General features: G+C 43.7%; 17 protein-coding genes. 10 read left to right on the top strand and 7 right to left on the bottom strand.

Annotated features, from left to right (window positions below; genetic code table 11):
- Nucleotides 1-71 precede the first annotated feature (71 nt).
- Together ACJJJB_RS08095 and ACJJJB_RS08090 are read right to left on the bottom strand one after the other, a co-directional pair.
- Entirely contained in the window at nucleotides 72-1,298 is a 1,227-nt protein-coding gene (locus ACJJJB_RS08095; RefSeq protein ID WP_445366022.1) for a S8 family peptidase, read from the bottom strand.
- A 1,837-nt stretch (nucleotides 1,299-3,135) separates the two neighbouring features.
- Nucleotides 3,136-3,756 carry a hypothetical protein gene (locus ACJJJB_RS08090; RefSeq protein ID WP_020415449.1) on the bottom strand — a complete coding sequence of 207 codons (621 nt, stop codon included), beginning with the start codon at nucleotides 3,754-3,756 and terminating at the stop codon, nucleotides 3,136-3,138.
- Between the two features lie 711 nt (nucleotides 3,757-4,467).
- Between ACJJJB_RS08090 and ACJJJB_RS08085 the strand changes: the two genes are divergently transcribed.
- Complete coding sequence (locus ACJJJB_RS08085) at nucleotides 4,468-5,052, top strand: DUF6940 family protein (protein WP_445366021.1); 585 nt, start codon at nucleotides 4,468-4,470, stop codon at nucleotides 5,050-5,052.
- A gap of 121 nt (nucleotides 5,053-5,173) precedes the next feature.
- On the opposite strand, the gene ACJJJB_RS08080 is transcribed toward ACJJJB_RS08085, so the two are convergent.
- Entirely contained in the window at nucleotides 5,174-5,377 is a 204-nt protein-coding gene (locus ACJJJB_RS08080) for a hypothetical protein (protein ID WP_445366020.1), read from the bottom strand.
- A gap of 355 nt (nucleotides 5,378-5,732) precedes the next feature.
- Between ACJJJB_RS08080 and ssb the strand changes: the two genes are divergently transcribed.
- On the top strand, nucleotides 5,733-6,086 hold the full coding sequence (gene ssb / locus ACJJJB_RS08075) for a single-stranded DNA-binding protein (protein WP_445366019.1): 354 nt from the start codon (nucleotides 5,733-5,735) through the stop codon (nucleotides 6,084-6,086).
- A 698-nt stretch (nucleotides 6,087-6,784) separates the two neighbouring features.
- Complete coding sequence (locus ACJJJB_RS08070; RefSeq protein ID WP_445366018.1) at nucleotides 6,785-10,270, top strand: fascin domain-containing protein; 3,486 nt, start codon at nucleotides 6,785-6,787, stop codon at nucleotides 10,268-10,270.
- 94 nt (nucleotides 10,271-10,364) lie between these two features.
- Here ACJJJB_RS08070 and ACJJJB_RS08065 read toward each other — a convergent pair whose 3' ends face one another.
- The 3 genes from ACJJJB_RS08065 to ACJJJB_RS08055 all read right to left on the bottom strand — a co-directional run bounded on the left by ACJJJB_RS08065 (nucleotide 10,365) and on the right by ACJJJB_RS08055 (nucleotide 13,127).
- Nucleotides 10,365-11,276, bottom strand: a complete 912-nt coding sequence (locus ACJJJB_RS08065; RefSeq protein WP_020415444.1) for an SMP-30/gluconolactonase/LRE family protein — start codon at nucleotides 11,274-11,276, stop codon at nucleotides 10,365-10,367.
- A gap of 33 nt (nucleotides 11,277-11,309) precedes the next feature.
- Nucleotides 11,310-11,978 (bottom strand): pyroglutamyl-peptidase I, encoded by a 669-nt coding sequence (gene pcp / locus ACJJJB_RS08060; protein WP_020415443.1) that lies wholly within the window; start codon nucleotides 11,976-11,978, stop codon nucleotides 11,310-11,312.
- Between the two features lie 318 nt (nucleotides 11,979-12,296).
- Nucleotides 12,297-13,127, bottom strand: coding sequence for a TauD/TfdA dioxygenase family protein (locus ACJJJB_RS08055; RefSeq protein ID WP_282950579.1), 831 nt, complete (start codon nucleotides 13,125-13,127; stop codon nucleotides 12,297-12,299).
- A 723-nt stretch (nucleotides 13,128-13,850) separates the two neighbouring features.
- Between ACJJJB_RS08055 and ACJJJB_RS08050 the strand changes: the two genes are divergently transcribed.
- The 6 genes from ACJJJB_RS08050 to ACJJJB_RS08025 all read left to right on the top strand — a co-directional run bounded on the left by ACJJJB_RS08050 (nucleotide 13,851) and on the right by ACJJJB_RS08025 (nucleotide 19,952).
- Nucleotides 13,851-15,065: a CaiB/BaiF CoA transferase family protein gene (locus ACJJJB_RS08050; protein WP_353375441.1), complete on the top strand. Its 1,215-nt coding sequence runs from the start codon at nucleotides 13,851-13,853 to the stop codon at nucleotides 15,063-15,065.
- Between the two features lie 252 nt (nucleotides 15,066-15,317).
- Nucleotides 15,318-15,731: a GNAT family N-acetyltransferase gene (locus ACJJJB_RS08045; protein WP_020415438.1), complete on the top strand. Its 414-nt coding sequence runs from the start codon at nucleotides 15,318-15,320 to the stop codon at nucleotides 15,729-15,731.
- Nucleotides 15,732-15,965: 234 nt separating this feature from the next.
- Complete coding sequence (locus ACJJJB_RS08040) at nucleotides 15,966-16,988, top strand: methyltransferase (RefSeq protein ID WP_282950581.1); 1,023 nt, start codon at nucleotides 15,966-15,968, stop codon at nucleotides 16,986-16,988.
- 23 nt (nucleotides 16,989-17,011) lie between these two features.
- On the top strand, nucleotides 17,012-18,178 hold the full coding sequence (locus ACJJJB_RS08035) for an AMP-binding protein (protein ID WP_282950582.1): 1,167 nt from the start codon (nucleotides 17,012-17,014) through the stop codon (nucleotides 18,176-18,178).
- A gap of 88 nt (nucleotides 18,179-18,266) precedes the next feature.
- Nucleotides 18,267-18,833, top strand: coding sequence for a DUF1993 domain-containing protein (locus tag ACJJJB_RS08030; protein WP_444901597.1), 567 nt, complete (start codon nucleotides 18,267-18,269; stop codon nucleotides 18,831-18,833).
- A gap of 129 nt (nucleotides 18,834-18,962) precedes the next feature.
- Complete coding sequence (locus tag ACJJJB_RS08025; protein WP_445366017.1) at nucleotides 18,963-19,952, top strand: alpha/beta hydrolase; 990 nt, start codon at nucleotides 18,963-18,965, stop codon at nucleotides 19,950-19,952.
- 83 nt (nucleotides 19,953-20,035) lie between these two features.
- Here ACJJJB_RS08025 and ACJJJB_RS08020 read toward each other — a convergent pair whose 3' ends face one another.
- The gene (locus tag ACJJJB_RS08020) at nucleotides 20,036-20,626 is read right to left on the bottom strand and encodes a hypothetical protein (protein WP_353375436.1); all 591 of its coding nucleotides are present in this window, start codon (nucleotides 20,624-20,626) and stop codon (nucleotides 20,036-20,038) included.
- Between the two features lie 401 nt (nucleotides 20,627-21,027).
- Here ACJJJB_RS08020 and ACJJJB_RS08015 point away from each other — a divergent pair, with 401 nt between their 5' ends.
- Nucleotides 21,028-21,429: a hypothetical protein gene (locus tag ACJJJB_RS08015; protein ID WP_020415432.1), complete on the top strand. Its 402-nt coding sequence runs from the start codon at nucleotides 21,028-21,030 to the stop codon at nucleotides 21,427-21,429.
- Nucleotides 21,430-21,510: the final 81 nt, after the last annotated feature.

Raw genomic sequence — 21,510 nt, 5'->3', positions numbered from 1 at the left:
ATCCTTTAGTGGAAAAGTGTAAAAGACCGGCAAAGTGCCGGTCTTTTATCAAACTTACTCCTTTCTACAATTCAATCCTCTATAGCAGCCTCAACGGCTGCCGCCGCATCAACAATGCCTGATCCACAACGCCGACAAGAGCCCGTAAAGCTTCGAGCTGTACTGGTGAGAATGGATTCAACCTCATCTGGTGTAACATTGGGCTTGACTGAATATATAAGTGCAGCTGTACCGGTAACATGTGGAGCGGCCATGCTGGTACCGGCATAGTATGCGAAGCTATCACTACCGGGAGTCCGTGCGCCGCTGTTTAATGTAGAGAGAACGCCATCGGATTCCACCGAATTAGTTTCACCTCCGGGGGCAGCGACATCGACCACATTGCCGTAGTTGGAGTAGTAAGCAAGCCCACCGGAGCGGTTGGCTGCGGATACTGTAATAACTCCTGAACAGTTAGCTGGCGAAAACCAGAAGGCATTCCGCCCAGAATTACCCGCCGCGACAACAACGGTAGCGCCCAGGCTACGGGCCGTATTAATGGCACTTTGAGTTGTGCTTCCACAGAGGCCAAAGCCCCCCAGGCTCAAGTTCAGTACTTGGGCCGGAGTTTCATTGGCTGGTGCACCACTAACCGAGCCGCCAGCGCTCCAGACAATGCCATCAGCAATATCAGAAGTGTAACCGCCGCAGCGGCCGAGTACTCGAACGGGGAGCACTTTTGCTTTATGGGCTATCCCAGCGATACCCATATTGTTGTTGGTGACGGCAGCAATGGTGCCGGCCACATGAGTGCCATGCCAGCTGCTATCAAACTCGGGATACAGTGGGTTTCCGCAGTAACTATCGGTATACCAATCCCCGGGATCACTGGCATCACTATCACGACCATCCCCATCTACAGCGATATCGGAATCCGAAATCATGTCGTAACCAGGCAGCAAGTTCTCCATGAGGTCTGAGTGAGCGAGATAACCGGTATCAATAACTGCTACTACCACGCCCTCCCCTTGAGTTATATCCCAGGCTCCGGGCAAATTCAGTCCGCCATCAGCTTCAAAGTAGTGCCACTGGTCGTAATAGCTGGGGTCATTAGGGACCGCCATAGGGTGCATCATCAAGTCGGGCTCAGCGTACTCAATATTGGGGTCTTGTTTTAGGCGGTTGATTATCAGGTTGATCTCGGCTTGGCTTTTTCGGCTCCCCAGGTGCATGACTTGTGCACCCGTCGCCATGCGCCGCAAGTGGCGCAAGTTGTGGCCTGCACGGCGAGAGGCTTTCTCCACAGTTTCCTGATTCATGCTCGCTGACCGTCCGATCGTGGAATCCTGCTTGTATTTCACAATGATCCGGTCAGTTGTTGGGGAGCTACTTATGTTATCCATTTGAGTGGCGAAGGAGCCTGTACATAGAAGTGAAAACACACCTGCTAGAGTGGATTTTTTCAACAGTGACTTCATTATTATTATCTCTCCATGATGATTTAGCCGACGGGGTGTGACATCCTAACCATTAGTACCGATGTCCCTGTTGTGACAGGGCACGTTAGGGTTTACGCAAGATATATGCCTGAGCAAGTCATGGCTGGATATTGAGACAAAATTAGTACCAGTGTTTCAATTTTGCCCACAGGGATAGTAGTGGCAACCGATGTATCCTTCTTAGGTGATTGCCGGCCTCTTTCTATTCTTGTGACAGCTTCCACCTAAATAAACTCATTTATCTGTCTTTGCACCAATATAGAGCTAACTAAGGGCCTTCCAATCACTGTGCACAGAAAGGCTGCAAAATACTGTTCGAAAATTTATCAGCTTTAAAGAAAAGGCTGGAGCTTGAAGGTAATTCACTCTGATAAAACGAGCTTTAATCGAACAGTGGAAATGATCATCACAGAATTGGTGATATTGCCGGCGATATCACTAGGAAAGGATTCTGCGGAGATCAACGTGCTAAATGAAAATGCCAGTCAGTTAAGCTGACTGCCATTATTTGAGTAGAACAGCTATCTATCCACCCCACAGGAACCTGTCGAGTGGGAGTTAGCCCATTTACTCAGTACTAGCACTCAGAGAAACGCCAGAGTAGTCAGAGTAACCGCGGATACTGATATACCAGGTACCTGCATCTGGATTGCTCCAGCAGCCGATTTGATCCAGTCAGCTACCCCTCTCATCTTGGATTCAAAAATCTCACCGGAATTGGCAATTTTGTGATTTGGGGGCTGAAGTTTACTATCCGGCTACTTGCGTGCCCTGCGCTGACTCTAGTGACAAGGGTAACGCCTAGGCTGAATTCCAAGGTCACCTCGGAAAATAATCGCCGATGTGGCACGAAATGAACGACAGGACAACATTCGAATACATCGTTTGTGTTCAGATCGTCGAGTGCTCCTCCTCACACAGGTTTGACTCAACACACAGTCTATGACTCGTACCCAGAGAATCTTTACCTATACGCTGGAAAATTCAGCTTACAGGCTCTCCCTCAGGTCTCCTATAACTTCATCACCTTCGTAGATAACTTCTATCCGAACCCTATCTGATTGGAGAATCCATTACCTATAATTCGGGGATACGGCCTATTTTTGAGCTAAACGCTAACCCTCTTCCGAAAACTATACCCCTGACATAGAGCTATATTGACATTTACTCTCAGGTTAATTTCGGGTTGTCTAAATAAATTGATTCAGATATGCGTGAGCGGCACGAGAGTGTACGAACTAAACGAGTAAAGGAAGTGCGGTAGTAATACCGCCGCCCTACTCTGCCGGCAAGCTTCCATTTTAAATGACAGTCTAAGTTGTCGTAATCCAAAGTTGATCTGACATTTGGTAGTTTTCAGAAGGTGTTCTGTCAGTCCAAGGTCAAGCAATGTGATTTATTCGGCAGAAGGTATCAAGCCAATCAGTAGTAATTAGTTTAGCTTTAGATGATAGTATCGAATTCACGCCTTCTCAGCTATTAGCTACTAATACAAGCTCCTGCCATCTACAGACGGTATATCGCCAAACATTCCTTGTTCGGCGCTCCAACCACCCGCTACCAATAACAGGGTTTTGTCAGAAAATTTCTACATCTGCATTATCACTAACTAAGTGATCAGTATATTAACCGTACTCTTTTTCCAAAATGGAGCAAGTTAAATAGCTGGTGTGCGGTTGAGTTGCTGAATACTGGCAAGCAGTCCAGCGGCATGAATCCCGCGGCCTCGTGCAGCATTGGCCGCATTAGGGTCAGCTCGAGGTGGAGCGTAAGTCAAATTGGTCCACCCGTATAAACGGATTACGGAAGCAACTTTTTGCATAATGGCATTTCTCAAGCAGAGTTCGAGCTCTCCATTGGAAAATCCGATGCCCATATTCAAGGATCGAGATGTCCCTGAAAAATCCGCGTTTGGCTTACCGTTGAACCTAATAGTGAAACCACAAAAATCATCTTCCGACGATGCTAAGCGATTGTTTTGAGCCATAATGACACGAGCTAACTGTTGATGGCTCGTATTACCGCTACCTCTTCCTCCATGTACAATTGGAGCGACATTATGAGTGCCGACGAATTGAGGAAAAATATCATGCTTTATAGGTGTTCTCGTATTGTAGTGCGGGTTAGTCCCGGCTGCGCCACATAAATCAATGATTCCAGTTGTGATTTCCATCACACCCGTATATGCGTAATTCAACTGTACAATCGCTAAATTACTGAGTGCAGACGGGCTTAACCTAACTGAGAACGGGTAACTTCTCAAATAGCCTCTTGCCATAAGGCGAAAACTCCTAAGATACAAAGCAGTAGTCAACTAATAGCAGCCCAAAACTGCTATCACACACAACCTTGTAAGACAATCCTTGTGGTACTCCGTTTTGTAAGTACCGTTATTATTCAATTGCAATCCATTTTTATTCAAATCCATTGCAATGAGGCGATCGTACCGCCATGAAAAAAAAAGTCAATGCGATTGTAACTTTTTGCTTTGATGGAAGTCACATATCAAAAACCTTTGATACTAAAAACCTCCTCATTGCCTATAATTTACTCTATCTATTCTGTTGATGACGTTCTAGGACATTTAGCTGTTACTAACACGTGTGAGATAGCCCTCAAGCAGAATTCACACTGCTGCCACGCTGTTGAGAAAATTTAGCTCAAACTTATACGACAGTTACCATAAAAAACAAAAACAGATATAAAGCTAAATTCGTGCAAAAGAAAAAGTAATTGAAAATATATTAGTTTTAGACCATCTTATTGACCTTGCGGATAAATAGTTCAGTATGGCCATAGACAAAAGAAGTGTGAAACCTGATTTGATTTTACATTTGGATCGCATTGTATAGTGTCGCTAAGAGATCAACACCTGCTGTCAATTTAGGTCATTCGGCTTTTCATGATTAAGAAAGGTAATTACTGGAACAATGTAAAATGCAAGTAAATTTTTGTTTACTTTTTGTGAGTAGGGTCAGTGGTAAGTAATATGTGGAACCTAAGTAAATCTAAGGTAAGTAATGGGTATCACTTTACTATAAATAATAATCGAGAGGCTGTTACATTTTATGAGGTGCTGAAGTCCCTTCGGGATAATGCGAAATTTAGGAACTTTTTAATCTCTTCGCTTCAGGCGATTCCATATCAGGCGTATAGATGGGAGACACCAGGATTTACCAAGAAATCACTGCAAGGAATATTTGAGTTTGTCGTTTTAGATGCGCCATCTTTAGATCAAATGCCCAACTCAAGGCCTTTCGAGGCATATATTCGTGATACTTCAAAGTCCGTTGTTTGGTTTCAAAATCTTGGCAAAGATGCCACTATTGTAGTGCCTTCAAATCAAGAAACCGCTGTAAATTATTGTCACTTAGCCTCCTTTACCAATACAGCACCCAGTAGGCAGCAGCATGAACTTTGGAGTACAGTTGGTGGCTTAGGTCTAAAGCTAGCTTCGAATAATCCTGTTTGGTTAAGCACAGCGGGCGGAGGTGTTGCATGGTTACACATTCGTTTCGATAGTAGGCCAAAATATTATCATTATACAGAGTTCAGAAAGCCGCCCAATAAATAGAGTAGTTTAGCCTAAACCTGACGCATACCCTTGAAACGCCACAGGTTGAACAGCATTAGATTGAGTACACTTAGCATTTAACTTCATAATTTGCGTTTTCCCTTTTGGCGTATAGCGACACTTAGTTAGCAATTACTGCAAATGCCGGTTCCATCGCTGCAGTAAACTTCTGCGTCTCTGTTACATACATTCTTTGCATAGAGCAAATACTCAGTTTGCTCAATTCTCTAATCTGCCAACGTAAAGAAAATAACGTCAGGTATGCAAGAAGCTGTGATCCAGCAATCAGCATCAATCGTAAATATAAAATAACTATCTTTTGCACTATCCCCTTGAGAAAACAACATTAATTTGAACAAAAATAGGAAGCAACAGCAGACAAGGCCGAAAAATAAACAAGTCACTATATTATTCACAAAACTCAACATGCTCTCTTACCAGGAGCAAAAATGATAATAATAAAGTCATACCACAAAAATATACCCAAAAAGAACTTAGAGAAAAATAATATCCCCTCAAAAAATAAAAATTTTCCCACTGAAAAGAACTCCAATGAAGATCGCAAATCCAGCAGGCAACAAAAGCCTAATAAAAGTGACAACCCGACACCAGAATAGCTATACGCCTCCTACTATTTGCACCTTAAGCTATTAATTAAAATTCTGGCACGGACTTAAATTATGGCACATCGCCGCTCAAAAAATAGAGTTTTCTTAATGGGCAGGGTAACAATTGACTTTGAGAGTATCGCCTCAAAAAAAACTGCAATAGCATTCAATGTCACTACCAGTGAAACTTGGTCTGACCGCCAATCCGGAAAAGCACAAGAAAAGACAGAAACACATCGCTGTATTGCGTATGGAAACAAGGCTGAATATCTGCTTAATTATGGACGCAAAGGCTCGCTGATTGATTTAGAAGGAAAGCTGCAGCATCGAATGAGAAAAGATCAGCAAGGCAACGATCGTACTACTGCGGAAATTGTAATTAAGGATGTGCAAATTATTGATGATTGGAAAATTGAGAACTGTTAGTTAAATTTAACCCCTTATAACCTTCTTGATAGAGCATGCAGATATCATTCCCTTGAGTAATTCCGGCATCAGTATGAAAAGGAGTTTCAATAAAATGACCACCCTACTCTACTGCACATCCAGGTTTTATTATAAGTCACTATAAATTTCGCCCCTTCATTAAAGCGCCAAAACCGGAATATGAGAAAAACTTATGGGCAGTGGTTACTTCGCATGCTTATACTACTGAGTACATCTACTGTACTTGAGTAAGACCAATTTAGGTACTAGCACCTTGGCACCCCACATCTTAGTTGCGACAGTCATGCCTCTACTAATTAGGTTGATTTAGATAAACCTTTTGCACGAGCCCCTCGAAGTCATTTTCTCAACACAGAAGTCCACAAATATTACGAAATAGTTAACGCTATATTTCATGAGACTGTAGAAACAACTTTTAATAGCTTCGTGAGATCAGTTTCTCACTATACGCCATCTCTGTTTGACCCGATCAACAACAAGGTCTTACATTGCTGAACGAATTTTGAAGTTCGAACAGCCAGCATCCATTATTTCTTTTAGCCAATAATAATTTAATATGCGGCATCACATGAAACTTATGGGACCCCCTAAATTATATGATTAATTTTTAACAAAATATGTTCTTCCTCCAAAGAGTTACTTCTATTTGGTCAAAAAAAATAATATAGGACTTGATCATGAAGCTCAAAAAAATAGGTGTATGTATCGCACTTATGTTTGTTCTAATCTTACCAGCATACGCCCATGCAGGATTGTGGGACAAATTTACAACCTGGGTTGTTGATACTTGGGACACTGTTGAAGTGAGAGTTGAAGAGGTTATTGAGGATATAGTTACAACGGTAGAGGATGGTGTAACGGCAGCAATTGGTTTCTTTGTAGATACCGGTGAATGGATATACGATGGACTAACGACCGTGGTTGAAGGTTCACTTAATTTCTTCTACGGCGTTGCTGATGGTACAGTCACGGCATTAAATTACTTCGGCTTGGATCTCGATATATCGGACTGGTTCACCACGGGGGGGCAGAATTCCGAGGACGGCGCGCGGCAGTGGAGCCTTACAGACTATGATACTTCCTCGCATCCTGCATATTTAAATGCCTTTCGTGATCGGCAGATGGCTTATATCGAACGCGTTCTTGATTCAGCCAAAGACGAACCTAATAACGATCATTATGTACTCAGGGCTTATTTTGATTTACCACTGGATAAAGAGGCTCTGGCTCGGGGGCTGACCGATCTTTTTACACCAGGAAAGCACGCTTACAAAAACCCTGATATGCGCCTGATAGAATATATTAGGCTATTGGCGGAGAGTGATGAGTACGATGATATTATCCTGAGTGAAATTATCAAACTACCTTATTGGCAGGATGAAGATACTGAAGGAAAGCGAGTTTACACTTCTGAAAACCACGTACTTATGTGGCTATCTTCCAGCTGGTTACTATCTGAAATGGAAGGTTGGGATATAGGTGGCGGGCCCGAAAAACTAAGGGAGCGTCTCGTACGTTATCTGGAGGTTAAAAAGCAGTTTGGAGTATATGAGTCCACTTCAAATGTCTATAGCCCATTTTCCCTGACAGCATTATTAAATTTATACGACTATGCCCAGGATACAGAGATTAAAATCCTGGCTGGACAGGTTGCCCTTATTTTTCTTAATGATATCGCTATGGTCACCAACGACCTTGGTGCTGCTATAGCCGTCGATTCAAGGACCTATGAGGGTGTTCACCAAGATCTTAACTTCTTGAATAATAAGTTCGCACGATATACCGCTTTGATTACTGGCAAAGGTCCACAAGATTTTACGGGTAGTACCCATATGGATATTTTTGCCATGACTACACTTGATGTAAGCAGTGTTGCCTATAATCGCCTTGAAAAACTGAATGGTGAGATTAACATAAGCTATTCTTCAGGCCATCCTATCTCTGAAGTTGATACCGTATGGGCTGGGTTGGACCTCCAAGATAAGTTGATTTTCTCTCAATCTGCCGGCGCCTATGCCCATCCAGAACTCATTGATGAGATGCTGGAATATTACCTGAATCCACTTGCCGGTCTGAACTTCTTTTTGGAAGATTTGATTGTGGAGTCTAACCTGGCAGATGACGTAGTCGATATGTCAGGTGTTCTTCTTACTGAAACCAGTGCACCTTTCACCACAAGCTCAATTATTTCAGAAAAAACCATGGATCTGTATCGCCATGGCAATGTGCAATTATCCTCATACCAGGATTTCCATGCGGGGAATGCAGGTTGGCAGCAGCTGCCCTGGATAGCAACAACCGGTACTATACCGGTTTACACTCGGTCAGGTGCGGAATACGGAGGCTGGAAGGCTGGTGGCCAGGAGCAAATGAACACGCACTTACCCTATATAAAGCAAAATGAGAATGTAGCCCTGGTTTTGTATAAACCTGCGATGGAGCTGCGCTTTATGGATGGTGTTAACAGAGCAACGGACTTTTTACCTGTAGATGACTTTCTAACTGCACCAGTAAATTTGCATTGGCCAACGGAGCAATTCGATGAAACAACCAGTTTCCAGAACTGGCTGTTTGCACGTGAGGGTGATGGTTATGTGGCTGTTTATCGTCACTGCCTGGATACCAAAACCTTTATTCGTAATGAGGAGGTTGTAGAAATTTACAGCTGTAGTGCTGATGAACAAGTCTGGGCAACAGTTGTTGGTAATACCCAGACTCACGAAAGCTTTAGTAATTTCATTTTCACTGTTTCGCAAGCCAAGATCAAAAGCAAATGGTACTGGAGCTGGGCAGAGACCCGCCATGTATGGGAGACAACTTTAGAGGTCGATGGAAAGACCTTAAGTTTTGGCTGGGAAGCAAACGTAGATGATTTGACTGATAGAGAAATGTGGGAACTGGCCAGTGCTAATAACACATCTACTATCGAAATGGCTTCGGTGAGTGGATTCCAGGTCAATAATGTAACAGACACAGAAACTAATACGGGTCATGGTAATTGCGAGAGTTCAAACGATGTGCTTTTACATCAAAATGTAAGCTTTAACGGTTTTGATCCAACAATATTACGTATGGCAGAGGCCGATAACGGTGAATGCTATCTGATTAACGTAGAAGACCAGTCACAAGATATGGAATTGATCCATGAAGGTGAAAAGGTCGATGTAGTGCGTTTTACTAACCGGCGCTTTGTTGGTGGTGAGGCTGATAAGGCTAACGGAATAAATCACGAATGGACCACTATAGAGTTGGACTTCAGTTATGAAAACCCTGTGGTGTTTGCTTCAGTCATTGGTATTGCCGGCACTGACCCGATAACAACTGAGATTCGCAATATCACTTCAACCAGCTTCGATGTGCGTGTTGCAGAGTTTGCCTGGAACGACGGCATCCATACATCGGAAGTGGTGCATTATGTGGTGATGGAGGCTGGTAGTTACTCAATTGCCAATGGATTGAAGCTTCATATTGGCGCTGTTGCACTGGAAGATAATTTGAGTGGCTCCCCGGACTTTGAAACTGTCGGGGTCGACTTACAGGATTACTTACTGATCAGCCAAGTACAAGGTAGTGACAGGGATGAAACACTAAGCACACGTGTCAGAAATAAGAAAACTGGCACATTTGAAATGAGCCTGATGGTACAGGAGGCAAACAGTAATAAAGAGGAAACTATAAAGGCAGTTGTAGGTTATATGGCTGTCGGAAAGCCCCCAGTTAAATCCTTAAAAGTGGCACTTAAAGGAGCCCATGGGAAGTATCTTGGCGCGGCAGGTAATGGAGGTAATGGAAAAACAGCCAACGCCAATGCCTCAGTAATTGGTAGCCATGAGACTATTGTCCTTACAGGAAATAGCCTGCAACAGGGTTGTCTGATTGACGGGGATGAAGTGTGGCTGCAAAGCACCGATGGTTATTATTACAGTGCCCAACAAAGTGGTGCTTTAGATGTCGATAGAACCGCTCGGTACAGCTGGGAAACATTTAAGTTGATCAATCACTCAGACAATTCGGGCTGTTTACAAAATGGTGACGTAATTTCCTTATACAACCCGGAACATGGTAACTATATCGTTGCGGAATCAGATGGCCGGGCTAATGCGAATCGCAAAGCATTAGGTTCCTGGGAGAAATTTGTTGTTTACGACCTAAACGGTAACTAACAAGCACCAAGCGGGCACCCACACCCATTCTTACTGGGTTTGGGTGCCCTAATCTTGGGGGATTATGCATCTAGAAAATTATTTGGTGGGCTTTTCAAGCTCCAAATTTTGGCTCCGGGAGCCCCTGAACACCAAGGCCATGAATAGCAAAAATACTACCTGGCTGCGGGTGGCGGGCCAGCTCCTCAGGAGTTACAAATGATTGCTGTGAAGTAACGTAGAGCGTTTCATAATTGTCGCCACCGAATGTGACACAGGTGGGACTCCGGATCGGTAGGTCAATCTCACGGTCAAGGCGGCCCTTAGGGTCAATCCTTAAAATCTTACCGCCAAGATTCAAAGCAAACCAATAGTACCCTTCAGCATCGACTGTTGCGCCATCTACAATCGCGGGCTTGCGATCTTCAACTGAAAAGAATGGCCTTCGATTACTGATATGGCCCTCATCCATATCCAAGTCAAATACATAGACCATACCACCAATGGTATCGCCGAAGTACATACGAGTGTCCTCCGGATCGAAGGCAATCCCATTGGAACATACAAAGGAAAAGTCCTTAGCAACCTTGCGCACGCTAAAATCAGGCTCAAGACAATATAAATGAGAGACTTTACCTTTCAATTGCGTATCCATACTACCGCACCAAAAACGCCCTCTTCGGTCAATTTTTCCATCATTTAACCGGTTTTGGGGTAAATTCGGTTCCGGATCAACAACTGTCTCAAACTCTCCTGTTTCGAGGTCAATGGTGCAAAACCCAGTATTGGCAGCACCAACTAACCCTCTTCCCTTACGGAAACCAAAGGACCCTACCTGCTCCGGCATTTCCCAGGTCTTTCTTTCACCAGTAGAGATGTTTAGCCGCCGAATCGATGGCCGCCGAGGCCCAGCTAAATCAACCGAAGGGCCGACATGATCCGCCCAGTAGATAGAAGTATCTTCTGCATGCCAGATGGGTGTTTCTCCCAATCCATCGTTACACTCCCAAAGGCATTCAATCTCCATTGTCAGAACCCTTCTTAATAGTTTCAGTAAATCTTAGACTTGAAATTTGGATGGAATAGGAACATCAATATCCTCAGTATGTAGCAATGCGGCCTCTATTCCAGCATGGACACCAAGTGCTGAGGTCTCTCTGGACATGCTGGGTGTACCAAGGTTTTCGGGCAAAGCTGCTACTTGAGGTAATTGCGGAAGGTGAATCCACCCTGCGCGTATATCCAGCTGATTGCTGGCAATAAAGTGCAAAACGCCATACATCAAGTGATTACAGCAAAAAGTGGCGGCATTATCCGAAATATCTGTAGGCACTCCAGCTTCACGCATTGCCCTTACCATAGCTCTAAGAGGAAGATTACTACGATAGGCTACCGGTCCATTGGCAACCGTAGGTGCGCCCTGCATCTCTACGCCACGATTGTCCTTCAGGTTATATCGAGTAGAATCGTTAAAATTTTGAGCAATTCGCTCTACAGTAACCATCGATCGCCCACCATATTCACCCATCATGATCACTATTTGTGGACGGAGCTCATCTATAGCGCTAGTTACTACGTCAATACACTCAAAGAAGCTACTAGGAACCAGGATTCCAAATACATCTGAATTCCCAATACGGGTACCATCCAAAACACGCATTACCGACTCTGCAGGATTTATTGGCGTATGCCCGAATGGTTCAAAGCCGGTCACTAAAACCTTTTTCATGACAATACTCTTTGAGCAGTTTGAAATTGGCCTTCAGAAATGTGTTGTCTGATTCTATTTCTCAAGAATAGAAACTTTTAAGGCCTCAGACTTAAAAGAAAGACTTTGCTGATGTGTTTGATTGGCACAATATGCCAATTAAGATGCTGTTTTGAACCATAGATCTGTAGAAAGACAGCAGAAGCGTTTTCAGATAGACGTGAACTGGGGCTCCATTAACTAAAGCCCTATCTGTAGGCTTATACCTGGGCATGTCGTCCAATGCCTGGCGACACGCGCCCTCGCTGAGGGTGGGTGTATTTAACACCCACCCTCATATCACACCCCCTGTAATGCGCCACCAGCAAGTGTGATACGGTGCATCAGGCGGAACTGGCCTGGATAATCATTTTCCGCGGAATGCCAGGTAGAGCGGTTATCCCAGAATGCAACCGACCCAGGCTCCCAATTAAACCGACAGGTAAATCCATTGGTAAGCACATGGGCGAACAGGTAGTTAAGGAGTGGCCTGCTCTCCTCCGGGGTCCACCCCTCAAAGCAAAGGGTGAACCCTGGATTGACGTAGAGAATCTTGCGCCCAGTATCAGGGTGTTGTATCACTACCGGATGTATTGCCTCGCCCACATCATCAACGCCGCCAAGTTGCGAAGCAAGGTCTGTCGACTGGTAGTAACCGTCTTCACCATAAACATGCACATTAGAATGCACGGCTCTTAGTGTTTCCAGCGTCTTCTTAAGACCGTCGGACAAACTTTCATAAGCTTTTTGCAGATTAGCGAAGTGAGTATCGCCGCCGGTTTTGGGTAGCTCCCTGGCTACAAGGATGGAACCTAAGGCGGGTTTTTGATCATAAGAGTGGTCTGTGTGCCAACCGCCGCCAATATTAGTCTCCTGATCTTTTTCCTTACGTACTTCAGCAATGCCAGGGTATTCCTGTGTGTGTGTGAAAAACTTATTAATAACAATTTCACCCCAGCGGTGGGCGAAGGTTAGATGATCATCGGGGGAAAGGGACTGGTTACGAAAAAACAACACACCATGGTCGGCGAAGGCCCGGCGTAGATCACCAAGCTCGGCATCGGATAAATTGGCCAGCTGTACGCCTTCCACGAGTGCACCACAGCCTTTTGAATACTGGGAGATGTTCATGATAGGAATCGCTTTTTTTAGATGTCACCCGCATAATAAATTATTCAGCAAGATGATCAACCCGATATAATGAACTTCAGGCGTTCCTTAAAATAATATCAATTCATCTACAGATTCAATCATTAGCCTGTTTCAAATAGTTGCTTATATTTTCTGACCCTTTAAGGTTGATATTAACGCCATCCTATGTACATATTTGACCTATGACTACCAAGAACTCAATGTCATTTTCATCTAAATACGTGGTCATTTTGGGTATAAACATTCAAACTTACAGAGTTAACCTATGATTTAGCATTGCTATTTCGAGCAGTGCGAGCTTCCTATATTAAAAATTAAATAATAACTACTAAAATAAAAGCCAAAGAATAAAGTTATTTACATAAATTAACAAAGTTTAAAGTTACTGAGATGAAGTGAGCAAAGACTTAAAGATTCATTTCTCCAGGATGCATATAGATACTGGCATAGGATTGGAAAAAGCTGCCCAATTCCAGCAGGTAAACTATTTTATTCAAACAAATTCTATCGAGTATCCTATTGTTATTGCTTGGGGTTTTACCCACAGATTGATAATGATGGTTGGACACAAGGTTGCAATTAGAGGGTTGTCCGTGCCTATCTATAAACACTGTGGTCTATAAGTAATCTAACGATACAAGTTACTTTTGCGAAAATCCGCAAAAGTGTGCCATTTACTGCCTGAGAGTTCAAATTTCCATCATGTTGCCGCTAAAAAATAAGCGCATTCTCTCCTTCGAAACCTGGGGAGCAGGTTCCTTCCATGGCACTCTGTTAGCCATGCTGGGCGCCGAAGTAATTAATATTGAGGATCCCAAACAAAGTGGGAACCCCTTAAGAAGAATGGGCACATTATTCCTTGATGAGAGTCAGGAAGATAATGAATCTGGCGAGTCTACTTTGCACAATAAGAAGAGCCTGGCCCTGGATATCAGGTCGGCAGAGGGGAAAAAGGTCTTTCTCAGTCTTGTTGAGAAATCAGATGCAGTAATCGATAACTTCCGCGGTTCCCTGCCGGAAGAATTAGGAGTTATTTATAGGAAGTTAAAAGTCGTCAACCCGAGAATCGTTTGTACACATCTTTCAGGGTATGGCCGGGACAATGAAAGGAAAAGTTGGCCTGGCTATGACTTCCTTATGCAGGCTGAAACAGGCTGGATGTCTGTAACCGGCGAGCCGGGATCAATACCTACCAAAGTTGGTGTATCTGTTGTTGATTTATTAGGCAGCGTGTATGCCGCCCTGTGTACAGTCTCAGGACTGCTGCGTACCGAAATTACAGGAAAAGGTGGCGACTTTGATACTAACTTGTTCGATGTTGCACTGAACTGCTTGTGCTATCAAGGCCTATGGTTTCTCAATGAGGGGATAGTTCCAGGAAAGCAGCCTCGCTCCGCACACGCATCACAAGCACCGTGCCAATTGGTAAAAACCGCCGATGGCTGGTTCTATGTAGCTTGTTTAACACAGAAGTTCTGGGAGATTCTGTGCCAAGAACTGGGGGATGATTCTCTTAAGCACGATGCACGTTTTCTAACCAACGAGAGTAGAATGAAGCACCGGGAGGAGCTAACGGCATCGCTTGACAATCATTTCCAGAAGAAAACAAATGCTAACTGGGCTGCCCAGATGGAAGGTAAGGTTCCCTGCGCACCCGTTTATGATATTGCACAAGCCCTGGACAACCCCTACGTCCGCAACAACGATAAAATTCTCTCTGTTCCCTACTCCCGTAGTACAGATCGCAAAAGTATTGAGTTCCTCTGTGCGCCTTTTTCTATACCGGGTACGCCCTCGGTGGAATTCCAGACAGCACCTCTTTATGGTGAGAATACACGAGACATTTTAATTGAAGCTGGAATAACAGAGAAAGAAATCAACAATCTCCAAAAAGCTGGAGTTATCTTTTGCCAATAAAGTAAATTCACAACAACATCGAATCTATATCAACTTGACCACTTTTACAATTAGGAGACCTGTTCCGCATATCCTTGATTACCTTAAGCACAGTTCATGTAAAAATTATTTTAAATGGTTGGCTATTTCAGGCAGTATTCCTTTCAGGTGCAGTCAAAATCAAGATTGATTTTTTAGAGCAAACTTTATTAAATACGGAAAAAATTAACTAAAATTTTTTCAACTTATACTCTGGCCCGGAAGGCAATCACAATGGATATAGAAGTACTTGAAAACCCAGCACAAGAATTAATCGACTTTCTGGATAAAAAACTTGATGAATTCAACTGGAGAAACTGGGAAGTTAAAGAAAGGCTTCCCCTTGCTGTTCAGATTAGAAATGCCTCTGGTGAAGTGATAGCCGGAGCAGCCGCAAGGTCATTCGGTGATTGGCTATTACTAGACACTTTGTGGGTATCTGAAGAGCTAAGGGGGCAAAATATTGGTAGCCAACTATTGAGCAAAATTGAGATATCCGGTAAACAACGTGGTTGTAAAAAATGCTTACTAGATACTTTGAACTTCCAGGCCATGCCATTCTATAAAAATCAGGGCTATGAAGTTAAGTGGGTTCAAGAGGGATACCCTAAAGAAGGATGTAAGTACTTTATGGTCAAGGAGCTGTAGTCTGAGCAAATAAAGAGGGCTGGCATAGTGCCATCCCAGATTCACTCAAACTTGAACACAAGGATAAGTATCAAGGAGCGGTCGCCCTATTGACTGTCATTGACGGAAAATTAATCAAATGATCCCTATCTTCAGCTGGAGACATCTAATTGAGATAACTTCACTGAAAGTTTCAGCTGTTTAGGCTAATTTATCTTGTGAATTTGGGCACCTACTGACAAAAAGGATAGCCTGATGCAAATAAAAGCGCCTACAACATCAGATGCCCCAATGTGGGACCTCTTAATGGGTAATTACACCTTTGCCTGCCTGATGGTCTCAGCTCAGCTTGATATAACTGGGCTTATTGACGGTGGCTTTGATACCTGCGAGAAGCTGAGCAACAAACTGCAATTAAGCCGTAAAGGAATCTACCTGTTTATCTTGCTGCTTCAACACTTAGGGTATATCAATGTTACACGCAATCAATTAAAAAATACGGAACTCGCCAAGCAGTATCTGGATAGGAATAGCCAGTACTACTGGGGAGAAGTTCTCCTGGATCCGTTCAATATTTATAATGTAAACCATCTTAATAAAAAGATTCTCACCAGCCTGAAACATGAATACGAGCTTGAATGCAGGGGTCGCTCTGTAACAGATATGTGGCGACATGATGAAATGGATGGTGATTCAGCGGCGGCTTTCACCCACCTGATGCACTCACAAGGTTTTGCCTCAGCTGTTTCAGCGGTTCAGAATGGTGCCTTTAGCAATATTCAAACCTTACTCGATGCTGGTGCTGGGTCAGGCACTATCGCATTGGCATTTTGTGATGCATATCCGGAACGCAATGCTCTTCTTTTTGATCTTGCTCCTGTCTGTATGACAGCCAAAAAATATGTAGATAAGTTTGCTAAGAAGCAACAGATAAGCATAGTAGAGGGAGATTTCTTCAAGCAAGATTGGCCAACTGGTTGCGATGGGGTCTGTTTTAGCAATGTGCTGCACGATTGGAAACCAGACACCAGCATAGAGCTATTGAGTAAGGCTTACGCGGCCTTGCCAAAAGGCGGTAGTGTCCTTATTCATGACATGCTCTTTAATATAACCAAACTTACTCCAGTTTTATTTAGTTTTCATCTTTTCATGAATCATGGAGCGCAACTCCTCTCTTTAGAGGAACTATTCCAGTTACTTAATCAAGCAGGATTTGAGAACCCTCAATGTCATAAAGCACTTGGGTATTTTGCCGTAGTCTCAGCTATAAAGCCGTAACTTAAACAATGGGAGAGATTCTAATGTCCATTGGGCATTTAGACTGGCAAGAAGTCTTATCACAGGCTCAAAAACTTTCCCGGCTTGGCGCTTTGACTGTGCCGGATTCCGCCTCAAAAATTGAAGACCTTCACATCAGCGGCCCCGAAGAAATTCTCCAGGTATCAAAAGCGAATGCAATTACGGCCGGCGCAATCTTGATGTCTAGTGGAGGTACGACCGGAAAACCCAAACTTACTTACACTCCCTATCACCAAGCTACTGCGAGACTCCTAAGGGAATGGAGACCTCTTGGGCCAGACAGCGTAGTACTAAACCTCTTCAATCCCGGCCGCTTGTGGGGAGCCCACTATTTTATCCAGACCCTTGCCGAGAAAAGCCAGTCAGTAAGCGCACCCACGGGCCCATTTATCCCATCGGAACTCACAGCCTGGTTAGAAGTATTACAAGATGTTGGCGTAAATACACTAGCTGGCGCACCTACAGGCCTCGCCGACTTCGCCCAGGGGCTAAAAAACTCAGGCGGTAATCTCCCTATCCATACGATCATTTGGATGGCTGAACCCTGGACGAAAGCCAAATACGATACTGTACAAAGCGTGTTTCCAAACGCTGGCTTCTGGTGTGATTACGGCTCCGTGGAAACCAATAGTATTGCAATAAACACGCCAAAATGTGACTTGGAAAAGTATCATTTGCTTGAAGGACAGCTCATTGAGCCGAGCGAGCAGGGTGCATTACTCACCCGGATAGGTAACGACTGGACGGTGCCATTAATACGCTATCGCTTAGGAGATTTAATACAGCAAACCACTTGTCGGTGTGGCCGCCCAAGAGCGTTACTGGTTGAGGGGCGTGCAGACGATGATGTGAGCCTATGTAGTGCACTATTAAGTATTGGGCAAATACTTGATATCGCTACAAGGGAGAATGACGTGGAGGAGGCCCAGCTGGTTCTCACCCAAAATGGGGAAACACGTAAATCTGCAAGTGAGCTTACATTGATATTTACCGGCAGCGCCGATCCCGAAGTGATTCGTAATCGAGTGTTGACAAGGATTCACAACCTGGCATCGGTTGCACAGCAATACCCTGGAGCCTTTATCGTAAAGCAAGTTGAAAGGCTGAGGAGAGTCAAAAGGACTAACAAAGTGCCTCCCATCGTTCATATAAGTGATAGCAATAAATAGACCTCTCTGGTTTTAGTGCTCAATGTAGGGGGGTGAGTGCTGTGTTTAATTGATAAGGAGCTACCCTTAATGTAAAAGGAAAATGACCATGTCACTATCAAGCCTCCTTATACCCACATATATACAAATGTTACAGGCTTTATCGAGCTGGCTGGATAAGGCCTGTAAGCAGCTCCCTGAAAAAGAGGCTCAAGAGTTGCTGTCTGCCAGACTCACACCGGATATGTACCCTCTTTCATCCCAAATACGCTTTGCGTGCCTGCAAGCTCAAGAGGCCCAATTTCGCTTGAGAAGAGAGCTTTTTCCCGACCATTTAGACCACTTAGCACGCGAAGGTCAGAATGCAGGGGCTCAACCAGGTTCTATTTCAGCAGCTTGCACACGAATCAACGAAGCACTAACAGTTCTGCGCAGTCTTGAACCCGGTGCGCTTGATATGTGTACTGATCAAATGATCGAATTAGAGCTTCCAAATGGAATGACTTTCGATATGACAGGCGAGCAATATGCGAGAGATTGGGCCCTTCCCCAATTCTATTTTCATCTTAATACAGCATATGCCATTTTAAGGGCGCAGAAGATTGATCTTGGAAAAGCGGACTATGTCCAGCATGCATTTACTTATCTTAGGATCTACCATCCTGAACACGATTAATATATAACTATTCAAGCATTTATCAGAAACTCCTGTATACCTCACACTTTTTCACAAAAGAATTGCTTAACTTACAGACCAAAATTAAACACCCAAATCGTCAATAGGAAAATATAAAATAATATAGCAATGAAATTTAGAATTAATTTAAATATACTATTCGCCGCCCTCATATTATGCCCGGCCCTTATTGCCTGCTCTCAGAGAATTGCCAGCCTTATAGAAAGCTCAGAGAGCTTTCCTTTTACTGAAATAATCACCACAGAGAAAATTGAAGATTTAGGTTTCAATAAGGAGAGGTATTGCCCAGCAAAAAAAGATGTTTGCATCAGCTATTATTATGGACCACCTTTAAACAAACAAAAACTTCAATACTCTGTCAAGTTTGAGGCAGATGGCAATGAAAGTATTGTAAACCTTAATTTAAATAGGGATTCTTTAGAAAAGACATTTTCTGGCACTGTATTTTTATTACATGGGTTTCGTGCTTCCAAGGAGTTCATGCTGAATTCAGCACTATATTTTCGCTTTCTTGGATTCCAGGTTGTTGTCCCAGATCTTCTCGGCCATGGTGACTCAAGTGGTAACAAAAAATATGGGGTCGATGATAGTAAGTATATTAACTCCCTTATCGATAAACTGATCGAAGAAGGAGTAATCAAGGATGAAGATATATATATTGTCGGGAGTTCAATGGGTGCATTAACAGCTGCATATATCTCTAATATGAGAGTAGATATCAGTGGGGCTATTTTATTAGCGCCCATGCTCCAATTTGATCAAGCCTTATATAATTACGCGAGGGTTAGTCACCCATTGCTTAGCAGAATTATCCCAGAGAAAGACATTCGTAAAAGTGCTACCTTAGCTCTGAAAAAATCGAATATTGACCTGGATCAAACAAACATATTACCTCTTATAAAGTCCTCAAAGGTCCCTGTGCTTCTAATATCCTCAGATTCAGATCGTATTTCTCCTTACAGCAACTATCAGGGCCTAAATAAAAAAAATCTCGAGTTAATCCAAGTTCACAATAGGAATCACTTGAGTATGACTACAATAGGACAGAACGAGCATAATGCAGTTATCAAGTGGCTCAATACAAATAGCGCATATTAACTTTAGGGCCAACATACTTTCTAAAGTCATTGAATCAACAATTGCCCCATTGAAATTTTTATTGGGAGCATAAGAATTGTACTTTAATGCAATGGATATTGGATCTCCTTAGCCATACCCCACATTTTGTAGTCTGTCGGCATTTTGGAAAGATAATTCAGTGTGCGGTAGATAAGGCTTTTTTCCATCTGATCTACTCCCAAAGATTTGCTCCACCCTTCCGCCGCCAGCCGGTAACTCATAACGATCAAGAGGAACTTTTGTTCGTTGGATAGGCCACTACCATGTCCGTTTATGAGTAAGTGCATTGATACAAGATCATAATCCAGGTCAAATTTGGATTCATTAACTTGAATATTGATTTGCGCAGAGCGCCCAGACACAGAAGTTCCGCGAGCCACTATCTGCATATTATCAAGATAAAAGGATACATAGGCATTGTTGGCTTCGGAGTTGTTTACATATCGCCCTCGTAGGGCCAATTCCCTGATCTGCCTTCTGGATATTTCACCCCTCAACCAAAGATCAGTCATTTTCGCGATTGGACTGTAGTTTTGTGGTTCGGTCACAAAGTCTTCAGATAGGGCGGGCAGTGAAAAGAGAAATGCGACAAGACAAGTTAAGATCCATCTTCCAGCCATTGTTACTACCACAAAATCAAGGCCTTGCCACATGATCAATAAGCGAGTTATCAATCATAGGTAAGTATAATCAAGAATGAAAAACCCAAGTGCCTCAATGAGGGAAGCTAGAAGCCCTGACCGGCGTTTGAAGAGTACCTAATTTTTCGCCACTGCAAATCCTTTTTCCTTCATATCGTTTTGAGATTGGCTTTAACCAGTCGATATCGGCTCCTTGGGCTTTTTACAGCCCAATCGAAAGCAGTCTAAGAGGGACCTCTACAAAATTGACGAGAGTCATTACAGCTCCTTGAGCCCTCGGCAGAACCATTTACCCTAACGGGATGCGCACTACCGTTTCCTTTACTTAGTGTCATAGGCCCTAGAGTTACAAAATGGGCTCGATTATCTCGCCTTTGTCGAACAGACTGTCCTTGTTGTATGATTTATAGGTAATGAAGAGCTACCCATCCACATTCCGCGCCAAGCTAGTTGCAATGGCGGCCCTGCTCCTGCTGATGTTCCAGGTGCAGACCGTGCTCGCTTGCGAAATGATGGATAGCCCGGAGCCGGCAGCAGAATGCTGTTGTGACCACTTGGCCAAAGGCTCTCAATCAGATGAAGATTGCTGCGAGTATGATGCCCAGGTCTCCCTCAAGACCTCATTAGATGACCATGAAGTCGCTCTCACTGCCGCCTTCCTGCACCTTGAGTTACCCCAGTTAGCACCTCCGCCATCCTATCGGTGGCCCCAGATTTTGGCTCCGCCAGCGGAATCACCTGACTTCGAACCCCTTTCTTCTCATGCCTCTCCAGGTAATCGTACCTGGCTTGAAACTCTGCGCTTGCGTATCTGATCACTCCCTCTCTCTGATGTGCGAAATATCCCGCAGCCTCATTGTTGCTGACGGGCTTCAGAAAGATTGTTCCAGGAGTGA

This window comes from Microbulbifer variabilis (assembly GCF_052468405.1).
The sequence above is the reverse complement of the archived record's forward strand: the minus strand, read 5'-3'. Positions and strand labels throughout refer to the sequence as shown.